The following is a 19,078-nucleotide window of genomic DNA, read 5'->3' as shown; positions in this document are numbered from 1 at the left end:
GCACCCACGTGTGCAGCGTCTGCGGCACGCAGCCAATCTTGCCGGCGATTGACTCGATCGCCGCCCACTGCGACGGGTAATCGGCCTGGTGCTCCTGCACCATGCGCACGGCACGCTCACGAACCTCAGGCGAAAACTTCGGGGGACTTCTTCATCGCTCCATTCTCCAGTGTTGGAGCCTCCGCCAAACCCGGGGCGCTTCAGGTCATTTTTACTCCGACGAAGTGGGTCAGTATTACTCCGGCAGTGACAAACAGCCATCATTGCGTTGCGCAAAGTACCACTGCGCGCAAACACAATTTACGGACAAATTCCAAGGAGGAAAAGAATGAGGTTCTTTGCTCTTGCTTGTTTCCTACCAATGTGTACAAATAATCTACGCAGAAGTAGAAAGCCACATTCTCGATGCGTGACCTACTATTTATCGCCCCAAAAAGGATCACCATGCAAAAAGCTGTTCCGTGCCTGCGCCCCCTCATCATCGGACTTGTACTTGGCCCTCTTTCTCTTGGTGTGATTGCCGCTGAAGATCAATCGCAGACCAAGAACATTGCCGTGACGGCGGCACAATGCGGACCAGGCTCACGTCCCGAAACTGGCCTGCAAGGTGAAGTTCCCTTGCAAGATCGCCAGAGCGGCCGCAGCAAGGAAGGCTATTCATGCAACCTCGAACTGGTCGGCCAATACCAAGGCGAAGGCGCAGCCACCATCGGTGCGATCGCAGGAAATTGCGCATACATGCCTACCTCTTACTTGGCAGTTTCTGCCAAGAAACGCCAAGGTGTCCAAGTCATCGATGTCTCCAATCCTTCGACGCCTCGCTGGGTCAAGTCGCTTGATACGCGGGCCTTCCATGTCGGTACCTGGGAGTCCTTGAAAGTCAATGAAGCAGGCACGATGCTGGCGGGCGCTGGTGTCGGCATCCTCACGGGGTCCCATAAACTCGATCTGTACGACATCAGAGATTGCGCGAACCCAAAACTGCTCAACAAGGCTCTCCTGTCGAGCGACTCACAAGCTGTGACCAATCAAGCCCATGAAGGAGAGTGGTCTCCTGATGGAAGAACCTATTGGACGACCAGTGCAACGACAGGCACCCTCAGTGCCATCGATATCAGCAATCCGTCCAAGCCTCAGTCACTTTACTTCGGTGGCTCCACTCTGTTCTTCAACCATGGCATGTCCTTCAACGATGACGGCACGCGCATGTATTTGGCAAGCGTTCTTCCAGCAGGGATCGTTGTCCTGGATGTAAGTGACATCCAGAATCGCAAGGCAAACCCGAAAGTCCGGCAAATCTCGAAAGCAAACTGGAACGACGGGAGCATCACGCAAAAGGCTTTGCCTGTGAAGATCCAGGGCCGACCTCATTTGATCGTCATCGATGAGTTCGGTGGTGATGGCATGACGGGTGGCATCCGCTTCATCGACATCTCTGATGAAACGAAGCCGGTCATCGTTTCCCATATCCGCTTGGCCATTCAGCTAAAGGAAAATGCCAACACAGCCATGAGCGGCGTGGCGGGAACGGGCTTCTTCAATTACGACGCTCATTACTGCACCGTTGACCGCAAGAACGATCCCACGGCCCTAGCATGCGGCTATTTCCAATCCGGTATTCGGGTGTTCGACATCCGTGATCACTTGCTGCCCAGGGAAATCGCCTACTTCAATCCGCCCGCCCAGACTGGCCGCAATGACGCCTTGCCTGGATCCGACCATGCCATGTCGCCCGCCTTCACAAAAGACAGGGCCGGCTTGGGTGTGTATGACTTGTCAACGCTTTCCGCGCTCATTGGCGTCAAGAGCAAGCGTTCTCAAATCACAGCGGATTGGTGCTCGTCTCCACCCAAGTTCGTCAACGGACAATTGTGGACCATGTGCAATGACAATGGATTCATGGTCCTGAAATTCACCAACGGGGCCTATCCGCTCCGTTGACCAGCAAAAGGTGAGCATGGGTGGATGGCGCTTTTTCTGGCTGGCGACCGTTGCTGTAAGTGGGGCGGTTGCCGGCTTCCTAGGCCATAGTTGGAGATCGAGCGTGTGGGAAAGGCTGGACGATGCGTCGCCCCTCACCATCAAAGCGTTGGCGCCAGATGGCGCTGGCGCTTCATTGCCCGTCAACGTGGGCTTTTCGCAAAGCATGACCGTTCATCACGAGCAGGCGTTGGTCATGGCTCGCATGGCGCTCACTCAAGGCACGCTTACCATTCGATCGATTGCCACGGGCATCATCAATCAGCAGCTGAAAGAAGTCGGCTATATGCAGGGCTGGTTGATGCTATGGAGCGCCCCGCCAATCGAATCCAACATTGACGACATGCGCTGGATGAAAGAAGCCTACGCCAATGCGAATAAGCGGGATCCGGCTTTTGACCAGTTTCTTGCCAGTTGTGTGCCCGGCAAGGAGATGCCAGGCATTGCGTCTCAGACGGAGTTGGAGCAATTGTCAGCGTTGCGAGATGATTCATTTGATCGTCAGTTCTTGCTCATGATGATCCGGCACCACCAAGGCGCCCTCGTCATGGCCCGCTTCGCGATGGAACACGCCGAGAACGAAGCAGTGCGTTTGTTTGCCCGCGCCATCGCAACGGAACAGAGAAGAGAGATGGCACAAATGACAGGCTTGCTGATGCGGGCTGCTCAGTAGCCTTCACCGATCATCATCTGGACAGCCGAGACTCCTTTGCCCCTGCCCCATGAGGCTGCGCATCGACATCGTGGGAGACCAGGCGGCGCATGACGCGGCCCGAACTGATCTGCCGAAAGCCCGTGCAGCGGTGCCTGGCCAGGTCGGCCCAATGCCGCTCGATGCAGGACGGCGCTGCGCACACCCATTGGGGATGCTCAGCAGACGCGGCGCTCACACCACGTCCGTGGGCCCGGCGGGCGGCTTGTTGCCGGTGAGCATGGCGCGCACCAGGTTCTCGCGGTGCTTGAAGCTGGTGAACACCACACCCGACACATGCAGCGCCACCAGCGCCAGCAGCACCCAGGCCAGGCCCCAATGCAGATTGGCCAGCCAGCCGTAGCCCCAGAACATGTCCGTGGTGTAGAGCCAGCCGGTGAAACCCAGCAGGCCCAGGCAGCTCATCAGCGCCACCACCATCCAGCCGCCCAGCGGATTGTGGCCGATGTAGCGCGGCGCGTGGCCGGCGATCACCCCCCACAGGTAGCTCCAGGTGGGGTGCCAAGGCCGCACGAACTGCGTGAAGCGTGCGTAGCGGCCTCCCACCAATCCCCAGCCCAGGCGCAGGCCCACGATGCACAGGGCTGCGTAGCCCCAGTACGCGTGCACGTCGTCCAGGCGATGCCGGGCGATCCAGGCACCGGCCACCGAAGTGACCAGCGACCAATGCATCAGCCGTACAGGCCAGTCCCAGACGCGAAGTCGGGACGGGCCCGTGTGGTCACTCTTCGACACGCTCGAACGTCTTGGGGTCAAAGAAGGCCTCGATGCGCTTGCCCTTGGGGTCCTTGGCATAGACCTCGTAGCAGGTCGGTGTCTTTTCCATGCGGCGGATCACCCAGCCTTCGGCGGTGAGCTTCTTGGCCAGTTCTTCGTGGGACCTCCACTCTTCCTTGGGATGGGCGGGGCACTTGACCTCGCCATGCGCCCAGGTGCCACCGGCGGCCAGGGCCAGCAGTGCGGCGGCGCTGGCAGAAATGATGTATTGCTTCATGGTGCGATCTCCAATGGAATAGAAGGAAGGGGAAGCCGGCTCAGGTGATGGTCCATCGCCTGAGGAGGTTGTGATAAGTGCCTGTGAGCTTGAGCAGATGGGCATCGTCGGGTGCCACCTTGGTGGTCAAACCCTGGATGGCCTGGTCCAGGTCGAACAGCAGAGTGCGCGCACCATCGTCACGCACCAGGCTCTCGATCCAGAAAAAGGAGGCCACGCGGACACCACGCATCACAGGCGTCACGCGGTGCAGGCTGGACGAGGGATAGAGCACCAGATCGCCCGCTTCCAGCTTGACGGCCTGGGCACCGAAGGCATCTTCAATCTCCAGCTCGCCGCCGTCGTATTCATCGGGCTCGGACAGGAACAGCGTGGCCGACAAGTCACTGCGCATGCTCTGCGAGGTGCCCGGGATCTGCATCACCGCGCTGTCCACGTGCACACCGTAAGTGCCGCCATCGGCATAACGATTGAACTTGGGCGGGTAGATCTTGCTGGGCAGCGCGGCCGAAATGAACAGCGGCACCTGCCCCAATTGCCTCAGGACATGCTGCCCCAGCGCCACGGCCAGCTCGGAGCCATCGGCCAACTGGTGGTTCTGCTTGACGTTGCGGGCCAGGGTACCGGCGGTGGCAGAGCCGGACTGCCAATCGGCCTGGTCGAGCCTGGCGCGAAAGCTGCGAACCTCGTCCTTGCTCAGGACGTTTTCAATGGTGATCAGCATCGGGCGTGATCCTCGGTTGGAAGGCGGTGTTCAAAGGCAGCACGCAGTCGCCGCGGATGTTGGCCAGGGTGGCACATCCAGCCTGGGCCATGCAGATCTCCAGTTCATCACGCAGCAGTTGCAGCATGTGGGCCACGCCCAGCGCACCCGCCGCGCTCAAGGCGTACATCTGCAGGCGCCCCACCAGCACGGCATCGGCACCCAGCGCCAGCGCCTTGAAGACATCGGCGCCGCTGCGGATACCGCCATCGAACAGCAAGGGCCACGACGGCCCCACGGCCTCGCGGACGGCAGGCAGCATCCGCAGGCTGGCAGGTGCGCCATCGAGCCCGCGCCCACCATGGTTGGACACCACCACGCCAGCCACGCCACGCGCCTGCAAGGCACGCGCGTCGCTGGGATGCAGCACGCCCTTGACCCACACCGGCAGCGTGGTCTGGGCCAGCAGCCAGTCCAGATCATCCCAGCGCGGCGCCTGCTGCATCACGCCCTGGAAGATGCGGCTGTGGCCTTCGCGCAAGGGCTCAGGCACAGGCGCTGCCTGTGGATCGACATGGACCGCCACGGCATGTGCCGGCAAGCGGAACCCCGCCTGCAAGGCGCGCAGGCTGGGTACCTGGATGGAGGCGTCCAGCGTGAACACGATGGCGGTGTAGCCGGCGGCCTCGGCACGCCGCAGCAAGGTCAACGTGGCCTCGCGCGTGGGCTGGAGGTAGAGCTGGAACCAACGCACAGGCCCGGTATGGCGGGCGATGTCTTCCAGTTGATGCGAGGCCAGCGTGCTGACCAGCATGCCGCTGTGCGTCGCCTCGGCCGCCTGGGCACTGGCCAGCTCTCCTTGCGGATGCGCCAGCGTCTGGTACGCCACTGGTGCCAGCATCACAGGGTGCGCCAGGTCAGCCGCGCCGGGCAGGGCCAGGCGCGTGTGCCCGTGCCGCACATCAGCGAGCACGCGGGGGCAGATGTCCCAGGCCGTGAAGGCTGCGCGGTTGGCCGCCACCGTCGCGTCATGACCGCTGCCGCCCGCGATGTAGGCATGGCTGGGAGCAGCCATGAAACGCTCGGCCAGGCGCTCGTAATCATGCGCGCAGCGTACCTCTGGGGGTATGCCGGTGGATGGCGGAATGTGATGCACGGTCAAGTTCAGAGTAGGCTCCCCCAAAAAAGATACCCCCGCATTGTGCGGGGGGCAAGGAGGAAAGCAGCCGGCAAGGAGAAGGCCATGCCGGCTGCGATGTCACCGTCCTGATTTACAGCTCGATGTCCAGTGTCAGGTACACGCGACGTGCATCACCCTTGTAGAGGAAGAAGCCGGTCTGGTACGCAGCCGTGTAGTACTCCTTGTTGGTGGCATTCAACACGTTTGCACGCACGCGGTAGCGCTTGTTGATGGTGTATTCGGCAAAGGCATCGTACACCGTGTAGCTCGGAATCGGTTGCGTGCATTCACCATTGCTGTAGCTCACGCCGGTATCTGGCTGTCCCCCGCAACGCTTGCTGGCGTAGCGTGCCACGCCGCCAAAGGCGAAGGCGCGGGTGGCCTGATAGCGGCCCAGGACCGAGGCGGTTCTGTTCGCGAAGTTGGCCAGTTCATGACCGACGTTTTGAGCAGCTGCAGCGGATGGGTGCGACTTCGTCATCTCCGAACTCATGAAGGCCGCGCCAGCCTGCACCGAGAACTGTTCCGTCACGTTACCCACCAGGCCGAACTCCACACCCTGGATACGCAGCCCACCGCTGTTCGTGGTCCCTTCGGTGGTGTATGTACCCGTCGCTTGCATCAAATCGGTCTTGTCGGTGCGGAACGCGGCGGCCGTGGCCAGCAGCTTCTGGTCCAGCAGGTTCCACTTGATGCCCAGTTCGACGTTGCGCGCAGTTTCCGGCTTGGTGCCTGGAACCAACTTGTTATTCAGTGCCACGAGACCACCGTAGTTGGCGCTCGTGCCCGAATCTGGTTCACCACCGTTGATGTCCTGCGCCGTGCCGTAGCTGAGGTAGGTAATGGCGTCCTTGTTCAGCTTGTAGCTCAGGCCGGCCCAGTAGTTTGTCAGGGTGTCGCTGTACTTGTAGCTGACCGAGGAGGCGCCGCTGAGGCCTGTCTTCATCGTCAGTTCAGGGCGATCCACGCGCAGGCCGGCGAAGCCGGTGAAGCGGTCGGTGATGTCGTACGTATCCATCGCGCTGACCGCGATGGTTTTCACGCGCCAGTCGACGTCCTTCTTGCCACGTGTCCAATGGCCGCCCACTACGCTTTGCAGATTGGCAACCGTCGTACCGATATCGTCACCGCTGACGATACTGCCGATGCAATACGACGTAGAGCCGCAACTGTTCGCATTTGCGCCGGTCCGCGCGAAGGTGCCTTGCTCGGCATGGTTGTCGGAGTACTCGATCGTGGCAACGAATTCGTTCTTCCTGCCATTACCGAGATCGGTATCCCAACGCAGATTGTCCTGATGGGCGAAATACGTCGACTCCTGAAAGCGGGTATGCGACTGAATAACCGCATTGTTGGCGTAAGGCGCCCGACCCATTTGGGATGCGTAGAAGGCGTAAGCGTTGTCGTTCTTGCCGTAGCGCGTCAGGCTGTTGAGCGTGACCGTGGGCGAAATCGCCCAGCGCACGCGCAGGCTGCCGATGTTCGCCGTCGAATCCAGGAAGTCGTCGTTCTGCGCACCAACCAGCGAAGAGTTCGAGGTCGGCCTGCGGGTGGGATTCGTTCCGACCAGGAAGGTACCTGCATCGGGGTATTTGTGGGTGGCCTTCAGGTGATAGAAATCAGCCATCACGGACAGGTCCTTGTTCACTTCCAGCAGGCCGGCGAGGGCAATGCCCTCGCGCTTGCGGGTGGCCGGATCGCGGTCGGGAATGTCCTGATCGGCCCACAGCGCATTCACGCGCACGGCGACGTTGTCGCCGAAGGCTTTGTTCATGTCCAGCGTGTGGCGCTGGTAGCTGTCCGTGCCGAAGCCGACACTGGCGCGGGTGAAGTCGTAATCGAGCGTGGCCTGCTTGGTGATCATGTTGATCGCACCACCGGAAGAGCCACGGCCCGCAAAAGAGGATGACGGCCCCTTGGTGACTTCGATCTGCTCGGTGGCGAAGGTTTCGCGCGTGCTCATGCCAGGGTCACGCATGCCGTCCACGAAGGTATCGCTCTTGGCCGACTGACCGCGGATGTTGTAGTTGTCGCCGAACATGTTGCCGTTCTCACCGGTGCCCAGCGTGATGCCAGGCTGGGTGAGCAGGACTTGCGCCAGATCGGTTTGACCGTAATCGTCGATCGCGCTCTTGGTGATGACGTTCATGGTCTGCGGGGTTTCCGCGATGGGGCGTGTGCGACGCGTGTCAGCCGAGGTCCTGGCCTTGTAGGGCGCGCCCACTTCAGCGTTGGGATTGGGGTCGATCTTGGTGGCCTGCACCTTGATGGCAGGCAGTTCGGCGTTCTGCGTGGCCTGCGACTCGGCAGCTTGCTGAGCCATCGCGCCCAGTGGCACCAGCATGGCGGTGGACAGGCTCAGGGCCAGACCACTCTTGACGACGGCGGGGGTGGCTACGCCTTGTTCCTGGCGCAGGCTGCGGGGCCGGCGGGTCTTGCTGCTGGGCTGCTTCACGGGTGACTCCTAGGTGATTTTAAAAAGACTAAAAAGACAAGAAAAATCGAAAGCGAAATGCGAATGCCAATCAATGAATATGAAAGGCGCCAGAGGGCGCCTTGTCGATGTCATGGCTGGCACACTTGCTGCCCATGAGCGAACAAATGCTTCGATTGGCTTGCCATGCAAGTCCCAAGAAAGGGAACCTGTGGAACGTGAAATTTCTAGATCAATCGCTCTAACCGTTTCCCAACGGCCTGTCGCGATCAGAAGGCGGTGATGAGGCTCAGGCGCAGGGCTCGCGGAGAGCCTGGCGAGATATTGTTGTTGCTGTGCGCGAAGGCGTAGTAGCGCTGGTCCAGCAAGTTTTCAGCATTGAACTGCAGCCTCAGCGCCGGGCTGGGCTGGTAGTACACGGCCGCATCCAGACGGGCGTACTCAGGCAGCACCACGGTGTTGTCGGTGGAGGTGAACACCCGCCCCCGGTAGCTGATGCCCAACCCCGTGGTCCACTGGGGCATCAGGGAGACCCGGTTCCACAAGGCCAGGCTGTGGCGCGGCGCATGGGCCAGTACCGCACCCGCCTTGCCCCCGGGGAAGTTCGACAACAGCCGGGCGTCCATGTAGGTGTAGCCCCCGGACACCTGCCAGGACGAGGTGACCGCGCCGCTGAGCCCCAGTTCTAGGCCTTTGACGAGTTGGCCATCGACCAGCAAGAACTGATTGGCCACCGCAGGGTCCGCCACTGCGGCGTTGCTGCGATGCGATCGGTAAAGGGCTGCGGTGACATCCAGGCCCTCGCGCACGGCCCATTTGGCCCCCACTTCAACGGTGGTGTATTTCTCGGGCTTCAGTGACTGGTTGCCCGCATTGAGCGCGATCAGTTGTTCGCCCGCCCGCGGCAGGTAGCCGATGCTGTGATTGACGTACAGGGACAGATGGCTCGCCGGTTGGTAGACCAGGCCTGCACGAGGCGACCAGAGTTGATCCAGGCTGGACAGGTCGAGCCGCTGGGTACGGTCCGTCATGCGCGTGTCCAGCCGTTCGTGCCTCAGCCCCAGCACCGCCAGCCACTGCGGCGACCAGCGGATCTGGTCTTGCACGTAGATGGCTGCCGTGTCGCTGCGGCTGCGGCTATTGGGCTCGTTGCCTGCCACCCGAAAGACCACGGGTTCATAAGACGTCGGATTGCTCACAGGCACCGTGTAAGGTGTTCTCTGGAAGTAGGCCGTCTGCCGCCAATTGTCACCGTCCTGCGCGCCGAGCTCGATCCCCGCCAGCAGCAGGTGATGCCAGGCGCCCGATTGCACGGGCCAGACCAGATCGGTCTGGTTGAACAGGTTGCGGCGGCGCGTCTGGCTGTCGTGTCCCGTCAGGTTCACCTCCAGCCCATGCTTGTCAAGCGGCATCGAGCCCGCGAAGACATTGCGGAAGAACTTGTCGTAATAGGCGTAGCGCGTGCGGTTGCTGATGCTGCGCCCCTCGCCCAGGTCATGCTCCAGCACCGCACTGACTACATCCATCCTGACACGGCTGATGCTCTCGTCCGGGTTGCCGAAGAAGGTGCCGCGCCCCGTGCGCACAGGCTTGCCGTTCCATGACGGAATGCCTCGATCGTCCACTCGATCATCCTGGAAGTGCTCGAAACCCAGGGTCAGCCGCGTGTCGCGCGACAGGCGAGCCGCCAGCACGGGGTTGATGCCGCTGCGGCGCATCCAGTAGGCGTCGCGCCAACTGTTCGCGGCTTCGGCCATCACGTTCAGCCGGCCGGCCAGGGTGTCACTGAAACGCTGCGCCCAATCCAGCGTGGCACGACTCTGGGCCCAGGACCCTGCCTGCAGAGTCAACTCGCGGTGCGTGCGCCAGGTGGGCTCCTTGCCGACACGGTTGATCAGCCCGCCCACGCTGCCACGCCCCTGCAGCATGGCATTGGGGCCCTTGAGCACCTCCACCCGCTCGACGTTGTAGACATCGCGATAGTACTGCACGTCATCGCGCATGCCATCGAACAGGAAATCCGCCGTGGACGAGGTGCCACGGAACACCGGCGTGTCCCGGTTGCCCTCGCCCTGGGCCGCGCCCAGGCCCGGCACCCAGCGCAAGGCCTCGGCCATGCTGCGGGGGGCCTGATCGTCCAGCAAGGCCTTGGGCAGCACCGTGACCGACTGAGGCACCTCGATCAGCGGGGTATCGGTGTGCAAGGCAGCATCGGCCCGGCGCGCACGGTAGCCGCGCGCCAGCTCGCTGGCCTGGATGTTCACCGGGGGCAGTTCGGCCGCCTGCGTGGGCACGACCGCCGCGCGCAATCCCCAGCGCCCGCCCTGTTGCGTCACAACCAGGCCGGAGCCGGCCAGCGCCTGCTCAAAGGCCTGCCGCAAGCCCCGAGCACCTTGCACACCGGGGCTTTGCAGGCCCTGCGTGAGCCGCGCATCCGCCACGAACAACACGCCCGCCTGATCGGCCAGACGACTCAGCACCGCACCCAGCGGCCCGGGCTCGACCTGGTAGAGGCGTGCCGCCGCCGGGCCATGAACGCTGGCGCCAGCAGTGGTATCGGGGCGCGCATCTTGCGCTCCACCGATGCTGGGGAGCAAGCCACACAGCACTGCGCCGCACCAGGCACCCCGAAGAAGCCGCGAACGCGTCACCATGCGATCGCCAACCGCCTCAGGCTGCGTCGACCTGGCGCCACCAGGGCAGCCGGCGTGTTACTTTCACAGGCAAGGCCTGCTCAAGCGCCGCGTAGATCTGCTCGATGTTATTCAGCGGGAACACGCCCACCAAGCGCAGGCCAGCCACCGCAGGCGAGCACGCCAGATGCCCGACCTGGTAGCGCGCCAGCTCGTCCACGAAATCGCCCAGGCGGATGTCATCGGCCACCAGCAGCCCCCGTGTCCAGGCCTCGCGCATGGGCGTGGCGGCTTCGGGCGCGTGCATCTCGTGCCCGGTGAGGCTCACGTGCTGCCCGGCCGGCACCACGAAGCGGTGGTCGGCATGACGGGCGCGCACATCCACCGCGCCCTGGAACACGGACACGTGGCAGCGCCCACCTTCCCGGTAGACACCGAAGCGGGTGCCCAGCGCGTGCATACGCCCTTCCTCGGTCGACACCACCAGCGGACGATTCGCGTCATAAGCCGTGTCGATGAGCAACTCGCCCTTGAGCAGTTCCAGATGGCGCTCACGCGCACCGAAGGCCACACGCAGCGCGCTGGCACTGTTGAGCCACACGCGGCTGCCGTCGGCCAGCACCAGCGTGCGCTGCCCCCCCACGCCGGTACGCAGATCCGCACGCAGGGGGTGCAGGCCCTCATCACGCGCCACCAGCCATCCGCCCAGGGCCCCCACGCCGGCCGCACCCATCACCTTGAGCGCACGCCTGCGCCCCGCGCCCTGCGCCCGGTGCAGGGCGCGGACGGCTGCGGGGCGATCCGTCATCACCGGCAGGGCATCGAAACGCTGGCTCATGGCCTCGACACGCGCCCAGGCCCGGGCATGGCTGGCATCGGCGGCCAGCCAGCGCTGCCAACCGGTCCGATCGGCCTCAGAGACCTCATCGGCCTGCAGCAGGGCGTACCAGTGGGACGCCTGCTCCAGCACCGTCGCGCCCGTGGGCTTGCTTGCACCTGGCATCAAGGCGCTCAGGCTTCGCCGTCAGCCAGCAGCAACTGGTGCATGGCCTGGGCCATGTACTTCTTGACCATGCGGTCAGACACGCCCAGGCGCTCGGCGATCTCGGCATAGCCCAGCCCTTCCAGGCGGGCCATCAGGAAGGCCTGGCTGGCCTTGGCGGGCAAGCGGGCCAGCAGCGCATCGATCTGGCACAGCGCTTCGAGCACCAGGGCGCGGTCTTCGGGCGACACGGCCAACTGGGGCAATTGGTGCGCCAGCGCCGACGCATAGGCCCGCTCGATCTCGATCCGGCGCCAGTGGTTGACGACCAGCCCGTGGGCCACCGTGCTCAGGAAAGCGCGAGGCTCCTGCAACAAGGGCGCGGCCTGAGAGGCCAGTACTTTCAGGAAGGTGTCCTGCGTAAGGTCTTCGGCCTTGTGGTCACAGCCGAGCTTCTTGCGGAGCATGCCGAAAAGCCACCGATGGTGGCTGGCGTACAGCGCTCCGAAAAAATGCCCGTGCTCTTGGTGCATCACGACACCTCCCGTGACTACAGCGCCATCCGGAGGCCATCAAATGATAAGGATTCTCATTATAGGGCGCTTAACATTTGCACACATCACCGGCTCCGGGGGCGCACCGTCAGATCACCGCCGAGTCTTTGGGGCGCAACAGTCGCCGCACCAGCCAGAGCAGGAACACGCCACCCACCACCACAACGGCCAGGGCCGTGTAGGTGCCCGCATCGGGCGAGGCCAGCGCCGCCGTGAGCCGGTCCATGAACAGCGAGATCACGATGGTGCCGGGCGCCAGGCCCAGGAAGGTGCCCAGCACGTAGTCGCGCAGGCGCACGCGGAAGGCGCCCGCCGTCATGTTGACGACGATGAAAGGTGCCAGCGGCACGGCGCGGATCACAATGACCGCCCACAGCCCACGCCGCTTGATGGCGCCGACCACGGCATGCAGCCGGCCATCCGGCGCGAAGCTGTCCACCCACTGGGCACCGGCCAGGCGGCCCAGGCCATAGGTGGCGGTGGCCCCCGCCACCATCCCGACCAGCGCATACGCCATGCCCGGCCAGGGGTCGAACACCAGCGCACCCACCGTGATCAGCGCGGCCACGGGCACGGCCAGCAGCACGGCCAGCACGTAGCCCGCCAGCACCAGCACCGGCCCCATCGGCATGTCCAGCAGATCACGGCCCATGCGCGCGAGCGCCTGCGGCTCCAGGTAGGGCCGCCATTGGGGATCGCGCCAGGCCAGCATGACGGCCACGATCAAGGCCAGGTAAAGGCCGATCAGGAGCCAGCGGGCCCAACGCAGGAAACGAGGCAGGTTCAACGCACACCCTCGGGAAACACAGGGGCGGCCACGACATCAGGCCGCATCGAGCGGGCATCTTGGCGCAGGCCACGCCCCCCGCGCACGGGGACTTACCTTCAGCCACACACCCGCGCCCCCGCACTTCAGGGGGTGAAAAATCCCCGGAGTACGTCAGTCGTGACGCAGTTCCTGGCGGATGCTGCGGTTGGTGGACTGGCGGGCCAGCACCCAGCGGCCGGTGCGGATGGCCAGCGCCTCGGGGCTCACCGGCAGCGCCAGCGTCTCCACCATGGGCGGCAGGCCGCCACGGGCACTGAGCTGTTCGGGGCTCTCGGCGGTCAGTGCCCACACGCGCATGCCGCCCAGGGACTCATGGGTTTCCAGCGTACTGAGCATCCGCAGGCCATCCATGCCCGGCAGATCCAAGGTGGTCACCAGCAGATCGGGCGGCTCCTGGCCGATGCGCAGCAGGGCCACATAGCCGTTGTCGGCAGTTTCCACCGACACGCTCTGGCCGAACACCTCCAGGGCCGACACGCAAGCGGCCAGCCAGGGGCGCTCCTGCGCCACTAGCACGATGCGCAGCGGGCGCACCTCGGCGTGATGCGAGGCCGACTTCGAGGCCGGCACGCTGGGGGCCGTGCCCGGCTCGCCCAGGCTTTCCAGCCCCATGCTCATGGCCAGGGCCTCGACCGCGTTGTAGGGGATGCGTCGATGGCCACCCGGTGTGCGTGCGGCCGGCAGGATGCTGGCCTCCACCCACAGTTGAACGGTGCGCAGCGACACGCCCAGGCGGCTAGCAGCCTCTCGGGTGGTCAGCATGCGGGACGCCGGTCCCAGGGGGATCACTTGCGACATGGAAAAGCCCCTTTCTCGGATGGCCGCGAAGGCCAGCTTGCTTTCATGTTGTGAGAGTTATGTCAGCGTCTCTGTTTATCGGCCGGCACCGGGCCACTCTTTACATCGCGCGCCACATGGGCATGCCAATGCATGCCTTTGTGCACAATCTGTCCTCATGAGCAAGGCTTTCACCAAGGAATCCGACAGCGGCGACGAGGACGACGAACTCGGCGGCCTGCCGCCCCTGCCCGCCGGCACGCGCAACTACATGACGCCGCAGGGCTACCAGCGCCTGCGCGACGAACTGCTGAGCCTGATCGACGAGGAACGTCCCAAGGTGGTCGAGATCGTGCACTGGGCCGCCTCCAACGGCGACCGCTCCGAGAACGGCGACTACCTCTACGGCAAGAAGCGCCTGCGTGAGATCGACCGCCGCATCCGCTTTCTGACCAAGCGCCTGGACATCGCCGAGGTGGCCGACCCATCACAACACTTCGGCAACGATCAGATCTTCTTCGGCGCCACGGTGACCTATGCCAACAGCAAGGGTGAAGAGCGCACCATCACCATCAAGGGCATCGACGAGACGGACAACCTGCAGGGCGAGGTGAGCTGGATCGCCCCCATCGCACGTGCACTGCTCAAGGCCCGCGAGGGCGACGAGATGCAGTTGATGACGCCAGGCGGGCTGGAGAAGATCGAGGTGCTGGAGGTGCGCTACCCAGCGCCCTCCCCTGCGCCCTGATCAGGGGCTGACGCGGTTGACCTTGAGCACCACCGGGCAGCGCTTGAGGGTGCGCAGCACGTCCTGCAGGTGCTCGGTGTCGCGCACCGACAGGGTCAGCTTGAGCTCGGCGGTCTCGCCCAGGCGCTCGTCGCCCATCTCAATGTGCGTGATGTCGGTCTCGGCGCTGCTGATGGACGCGGCCACCTGCGCCAGCACACCCTTGCCATTGGCCACCAGCACCTGGATGTCGGTGTCGAAGGCGCGCGTGGGCTCTTCGGACCAGCCCACATCGATCCAGCGATCGGGGTCGCGCTCGAACAGGCGCTTGCCCACACCGCACATCTGCGTGTGCACGACCAGGCCTTCGCCACGGCCCAGGTAGCCGGCAATGGGGTCGCCAGGGATGGGGCGACAGCACGGCGCCAGCTGTACCGTGGCACCTTCGCTGCCATCGATGATGACCGAGCCCTGCGAGGGCGATTCGATCGCGGCGAAACGGCCCAGCGTGAGCGTGAGCGCATCGGGGCGCTCGCCGAACTCGGCCATGATCTGCGCGATGCGCTTGGCCACCATGGGCGCGATCTTGCGGCCCAGGCCGATGTCGATCAGCAGGTCGTCGCGCGAGCGGTTGCCGCCCCAGCGGATCAGGGCCTGCCAGAGTTCGCCGTCCTTGCCTTCGGTGTGCTCGTCGCCGTGCGGCAGGGTCAGGCCCTCGGGGCGCAGCGCTTGGGACAGCAGCTTCTCGCCCATCTCCAGGGACTCTTCGGCCTCCATGTTCTTGAGGTAGGCGCGGATCTTGGAGCGGGCACGGCCCGTGCGCACGAAGTTCAGCCAGCCCGGGCTGGGCTTGGCACTCGGCGCGGTGATGATCTCGACCACGTCGCCGCTGCGCAGCTCGGCGCGCAGGGCCACGGGCTCGTCGTTGACCTTGGCGGCCACGCAGTGGTCACCCACATCGCTGTGGATGGTGTAGGCGAAGTCGACCGGCGTGGCGCCCTTGGGCAGCGCCAGGATGCGCGATTTGGGCGTGAACACGTAGACCGATTCGGGGAAGAGGTCGATCTTCAGGTGCTCGAGGAACTCGGCCGAATCGCGCGTCTCGTGCTGAATGTCGATCAGCGACTGCAGCCACACGGCAGCCTGGTGCGGCGTGGCCCCCGAGGCGGCCTCTTCCTGCGTCTTGTACATCCAGTGAGCGGCGATGCCCTTCTCGGCCACGGCGTGCATGGCCTGCGAGCGGATCTGGAACTCCACCGCCGTGCCCACGGGGTTCACCAGCGTGGTGTGCAGCGACTGGTAGCCGTTGGCCTTGGAGATGGCGATGTAGTCCTTGAAGCGGCCGGGCAACGGCTTGTAGAGCTGGTGCAGCACGCCCAGGGCACGGTAGCAATCGAGCAGCTCGCGCGTGACGATGCGGAAACCGAAGATGTCGCTGACCTGGGCGAAGCTCAGGTGCTTGTCGCGCATCTTGTGATAGATCGAATAGATGGTCTTCTCGCGTCCGAAGGTCTCGACCGTCATGTCCGCATCGCCGAAGGCTTTCTCCACCTCGCGCTGAATGCGATCGACCAGATCACGCCGGTTGCCGCGCGTCTTCTTGACGGCCTTGGCCAGGATGCCGTAGCGCCACGGGCTGATGTACTTGAAGGACAGCTCCTGCAGCTCGCGGTAGCTCTGGTTCAGGCCCAGGCGGTGCGCGATCGGCACGTAGATGTCGAGCGTTTCGCGGGCGATGCGAGTGCGCTTGTGGGCCACCATGGAATCCATGGTGCGCATGTTGTGCAGGCGGTCGGCCAGCTTGATCAGGATGACGCGCACGTCGCGCGCCATGGCCAGCAGCATCTTGCGGAAGGACTCGGCCTGCGATTCTTCCTTGGTGGAGAACTGCAGCTTGTCGAGCTTGGTCAGGCCGTCGACCAGCTCGGCCGTGGGGGCGCCAAAGCGCTCGATCAACTCGATCTTGGTGACGCCGCAATCCTCCATCGCATCGTGCATGAGCGCGGCCATGATGGCCTGCGCATCGAGCTTCCAGTCGGCGCACAGGCCGGCCACCGCGATGGGGTGCGTGATGTAGGGCTCTCCGCTGGCGCGGAACTGTCCCAGGTGAGCCTCGTCGGCAAAGCGATAGGCATCACGGACGCGGCGGATGTCCGCCTCGTCCAGGTAATCCAGCTTGTGCAGCAGCGCGGCAAACGACGCCGCGGAGGCTTCTTGGTGGGCTTGGGACATGAAGCTAACTTTAGCGCGTCTGCAACATCCATGACGCGGGGCGTGCCAGGACCGGACCGATGAACAGAAACGCAAAAACCCGCCATTGGCGGGCTTGTGCGGTGCGAAGGAAGGCGTGCCGGCCGCAGGGCCGTGGCGCCGCCCCTGCAGGGATCAGGTCGGGACCTTGCGCAGCATTTCAACCCCCACCTGGCCGGCGGCGATCTCGCGCAGGGCGGTCACACCGGGCTTGTTGCGCGATTCGATCTTGGGCGTGTGGCCCTGGCTCAGCATGCGGGCGCGGTAGGTGGCGGCCAGGACCAACTGGAAGCGGTTGGGGATCTTCTGCAGGCAGTCTTCGACGGTGATGCGGGCCATGGTGCTCTCTCCAAAGGGATCGTTCGGGTGCCGGGCGGCAGGTCAGTCAGGGCTGAAACAGCGGTTCAAAGCAGGTTGAGGGCCTGGAACACGCCCGACTTGTTACGGCGCTGGGCAGCGTATTTTAACCTCTGCCCGTGGACGATGGCTTTCAGGTCGAACAAAGCCGACTCGAACAGGGCATTGACCACGATGAAATCGAAGTGGCGGGCCTGGTTGACCTCGGTGCGGGCATTGGTCATACGCAGGTCGATCACGTCCTGCGTGTCCTCGCCGCGGCGGTTCAGGCGCTGCAGCAGCTCTTCGTAGCTGGGCGGCAGGATGAAGATCAGGATGGCGTTGGGGAATATCTTCTTGATCTGCAGGGCGCCCTGCCAGTCGATCTCCAGCACCACATCTTCGCCGCCCTTGATGCGCTCTTCGATGGCCTGGCGGGAGGTGCCGTACAGGTTGCCGTGCACTTCGGCCCATTCGAAAAAATCACCGTGCTCGACCTTGGCGCGGAAATCCGGCTCGCTGATGAACCAGTACTCGCGGCCGTCCTTTTCCTGGCCGCGCGGGGGCCGGGTGGTGTGCGAGACGGAGACCTGCAGGCGCGAATCGAGCTCCAGCAGGGCTTTGACCAGCGTGGATTTGCCGGTGCCGCTGGGCGCGGCGACCACGAACAGATTGCCTGGGTAGTCCATGGTGGTGGGCACCTTTGTCGGGGCTGGGGCCACAGGGCCTTCGCCTTTGAGGGCGGCCGATCGCCGCCAGATGAATTGCTTCGCCTCGTTATCGGCGCCTGCGCGCCGGGATTGAGTGTCCGCAAAGGGCGGGATTTTACATACCCTACCCGCCGGAGGGGCCCTCAGGCTCGTTGGCCGCGGCTTCGAGACCCTGCCAGCCGCCGCCCAGTGCTGCGATCAGGCGCACGCTGGCCACCAGGCGTTCGGCCGTCACGTCCAGGGCCGTGCGCTGGCTCCCCAGGGTTAGGTTCTGGGCCACCACCACTTCCAGGAAGCCGACCAGGCCGGCTTGGTAGCGGGTGGTGACGACGCGCTCGTTCTCTTCGGCCAGGGCCACCAGGCGGGCCTGCTGTTCGGCCTTGGCGCCCAGTTGGTGCAGGACGGCCAGGGCATCGTCCACCTCGCGCAGGCTGGTCAGCACGGTCTGGCGGTAGGCGGCCACGGTTTCCTCATAGCGGGCCTCGGCCTGCTCTACCCCGGCGCGGCGGCGTCCGCCATCGAACAGGGTGGCGGCCAGCGTGGGGCCCAGCGACCAGGTGCGCCAGGGCGCCTCGAACAACTCGCCCAGGCGCGGGCCGGTGCCACCGCCACGCGCGCCCAGGGTGATGTCCGGCCACCAGGCGGCCTGGGCCACGCCGATCTGGGCATTGGCCTGGGCCACGCGGCGCTCGGCGGCCACCACGTCCGGACGACGCGTCAGCAACTGCAAGGGCATCTGCGGCGGCACGGCCGGGATGGCCGCGATCCGGGACGTGACGACAGGCAATGACAGATCGGCCGGGGCACGACCCGCCAGCACCGCCAGCGCATGCTCGTGCTGGGCGCGCTGCAGGCGCACATCGTGCACGTTGGCGCGCAGGGTCTGCCACTGGGTTTCGGCCTGGATCACGTCAGCGCGTGCAGCCATGCCGGCCTCGTACTGGTGGCGGGTCAGTTGCAGCGAGCGCTCATACGCCGACAGGGTGCGATCGAGCAGGGCCAGTTGCTGGTCCAGCACACGCAGGCGCCAGTACTGCTCGGCCAGGTTGAGCTGGGTGCTCAAACGGGCCGCGGCCAGGTCGGCCGCCGTGGCCTGGGCATTGGCCCCGCCGGCATCCTGCTCGCGGGCCAGGCGGCCCCACAGGTCCAGGGCCCAACTGGCTTCCAGCGCGGCGGCATAGGTGGTATTGCCACCCGCAGTGGACGACTCAGTGCGCAAAGCCGAGGCCGACACGCCCAATTGCGGCCAGCGGGCCGCACCGGCCTGGCGCCACAGG

At 64.5% G+C, this 19,078-nt stretch carries 17 protein-coding genes; 3 read left to right on the top strand and 14 right to left on the bottom strand.

Annotation, left to right across the window (positions count from 1 at the left end):
• The first annotated feature begins 444 nt into the window (after window positions 1-444).
• Together WAQ08_RS04920 and WAQ08_RS04915 are read left to right on the top strand one after the other, a co-directional pair.
• Window positions 445-1,941 (top strand): LVIVD repeat-containing protein, encoded by a 1,497-nt coding sequence (locus WAQ08_RS04920; RefSeq protein WP_422189566.1) that lies wholly within the window; start codon window positions 445-447, stop codon window positions 1,939-1,941.
• A gap of 103 nt (window positions 1,942-2,044) precedes the next feature.
• Window positions 2,045-2,653: a DUF305 domain-containing protein gene (locus WAQ08_RS04915; protein WP_422189564.1), complete on the top strand. Its 609-nt coding sequence runs from the start codon at window positions 2,045-2,047 to the stop codon at window positions 2,651-2,653.
• 213 nt (window positions 2,654-2,866) lie between these two features.
• Here the strand turns inward: WAQ08_RS04915 and WAQ08_RS04910 are convergent, their stop codons facing one another.
• The 10 genes from WAQ08_RS04910 to WAQ08_RS04865 form a co-directional block, all read right to left on the bottom strand.
• A complete protein-coding gene (locus WAQ08_RS04910) occupies window positions 2,867-3,427 on the bottom strand; it encodes a cytochrome b/b6 domain-containing protein (protein WP_422189562.1) in 561 nt (186 codons plus the stop codon).
• Window positions 3,414-3,686: a PepSY domain-containing protein gene (locus WAQ08_RS04905; RefSeq protein WP_422189560.1), complete on the bottom strand. Its 273-nt coding sequence runs from the start codon at window positions 3,684-3,686 to the stop codon at window positions 3,414-3,416. The genes WAQ08_RS04910 and WAQ08_RS04905 overlap by 14 nt, the downstream gene beginning before the upstream one ends.
• Before the next feature lie 40 nt (window positions 3,687-3,726).
• The gene (locus WAQ08_RS04900; RefSeq protein ID WP_422189558.1) at window positions 3,727-4,410 is read right to left on the bottom strand and encodes a Fe2+-dependent dioxygenase; all 684 of its coding nucleotides are present in this window, start codon (window positions 4,408-4,410) and stop codon (window positions 3,727-3,729) included.
• Window positions 4,394-5,545 carry an alpha-hydroxy acid oxidase gene (locus WAQ08_RS04895; RefSeq protein WP_422189556.1) on the bottom strand — a complete coding sequence of 384 codons (1,152 nt, stop codon included), beginning with the start codon at window positions 5,543-5,545 and terminating at the stop codon, window positions 4,394-4,396. The genes WAQ08_RS04900 and WAQ08_RS04895 overlap by 17 nt, the downstream gene beginning before the upstream one ends.
• A gap of 115 nt (window positions 5,546-5,660) precedes the next feature.
• Window positions 5,661-8,024 (bottom strand): TonB-dependent receptor, encoded by a 2,364-nt coding sequence (locus tag WAQ08_RS04890; RefSeq protein ID WP_422189554.1) that lies wholly within the window; start codon window positions 8,022-8,024, stop codon window positions 5,661-5,663.
• A gap of 248 nt (window positions 8,025-8,272) precedes the next feature.
• A complete protein-coding gene (locus WAQ08_RS04885) occupies window positions 8,273-10,600 on the bottom strand; it encodes a TonB-dependent siderophore receptor (RefSeq protein ID WP_422189552.1) in 2,328 nt (775 codons plus the stop codon).
• A 73-nt stretch (window positions 10,601-10,673) separates the two neighbouring features.
• Window positions 10,674-11,639, bottom strand: a complete 966-nt coding sequence (locus WAQ08_RS04880) for a FecR domain-containing protein (protein ID WP_422189550.1) — start codon at window positions 11,637-11,639, stop codon at window positions 10,674-10,676.
• A gap of 8 nt (window positions 11,640-11,647) precedes the next feature.
• Window positions 11,648-12,151 (bottom strand): sigma-70 family RNA polymerase sigma factor, encoded by a 504-nt coding sequence (locus tag WAQ08_RS04875; protein WP_422189548.1) that lies wholly within the window; start codon window positions 12,149-12,151, stop codon window positions 11,648-11,650.
• A 109-nt stretch (window positions 12,152-12,260) separates the two neighbouring features.
• On the bottom strand, window positions 12,261-12,959 hold the full coding sequence (locus tag WAQ08_RS04870; RefSeq protein ID WP_422189546.1) for a TVP38/TMEM64 family protein: 699 nt from the start codon (window positions 12,957-12,959) through the stop codon (window positions 12,261-12,263).
• Between the two features lie 153 nt (window positions 12,960-13,112).
• The gene (locus WAQ08_RS04865; protein ID WP_422189544.1) at window positions 13,113-13,763 is read right to left on the bottom strand and encodes an excisionase family DNA-binding protein; all 651 of its coding nucleotides are present in this window, start codon (window positions 13,761-13,763) and stop codon (window positions 13,113-13,115) included.
• Window positions 13,764-13,956: 193 nt separating this feature from the next.
• Here WAQ08_RS04865 and greB point away from each other — a divergent pair, with 193 nt between their 5' ends.
• The gene (gene greB, locus WAQ08_RS04860) at window positions 13,957-14,526 is read left to right on the top strand and encodes a transcription elongation factor GreB (RefSeq protein WP_422189542.1); all 570 of its coding nucleotides are present in this window, start codon (window positions 13,957-13,959) and stop codon (window positions 14,524-14,526) included.
• Here greB and WAQ08_RS04855 read toward each other — a convergent pair whose 3' ends face one another.
• The 4 genes from WAQ08_RS04855 to WAQ08_RS04840 form a co-directional block, all read right to left on the bottom strand.
• Window positions 14,527-16,737 carry a RelA/SpoT family protein gene (locus WAQ08_RS04855; protein ID WP_422189540.1) on the bottom strand — a complete coding sequence of 737 codons (2,211 nt, stop codon included), beginning with the start codon at window positions 16,735-16,737 and terminating at the stop codon, window positions 14,527-14,529.
• Window positions 16,738-16,890: 153 nt separating this feature from the next.
• The gene (gene rpoZ, locus WAQ08_RS04850) at window positions 16,891-17,094 is read right to left on the bottom strand and encodes a DNA-directed RNA polymerase subunit omega (protein ID WP_125244837.1); all 204 of its coding nucleotides are present in this window, start codon (window positions 17,092-17,094) and stop codon (window positions 16,891-16,893) included.
• A 65-nt stretch (window positions 17,095-17,159) separates the two neighbouring features.
• Window positions 17,160-17,780, bottom strand: coding sequence for a guanylate kinase (gmk, locus tag WAQ08_RS04845; protein ID WP_422189537.1), 621 nt, complete (start codon window positions 17,778-17,780; stop codon window positions 17,160-17,162).
• A 145-nt stretch (window positions 17,781-17,925) separates the two neighbouring features.
• Window positions 17,926-19,078, bottom strand: a 1,153-nt coding sequence (locus WAQ08_RS04840) for an efflux transporter outer membrane subunit (protein ID WP_422189535.1), incomplete at its 5' end; no start/stop codon positions are given.

This window comes from Aquabacterium sp., assembly GCF_049274795.1.
Lineage (GTDB): Bacteria > Pseudomonadota > Gammaproteobacteria > Burkholderiales > Burkholderiaceae_C > Aquabacterium.
This window is presented reverse-complemented; position numbering and strand designations above follow the sequence as displayed.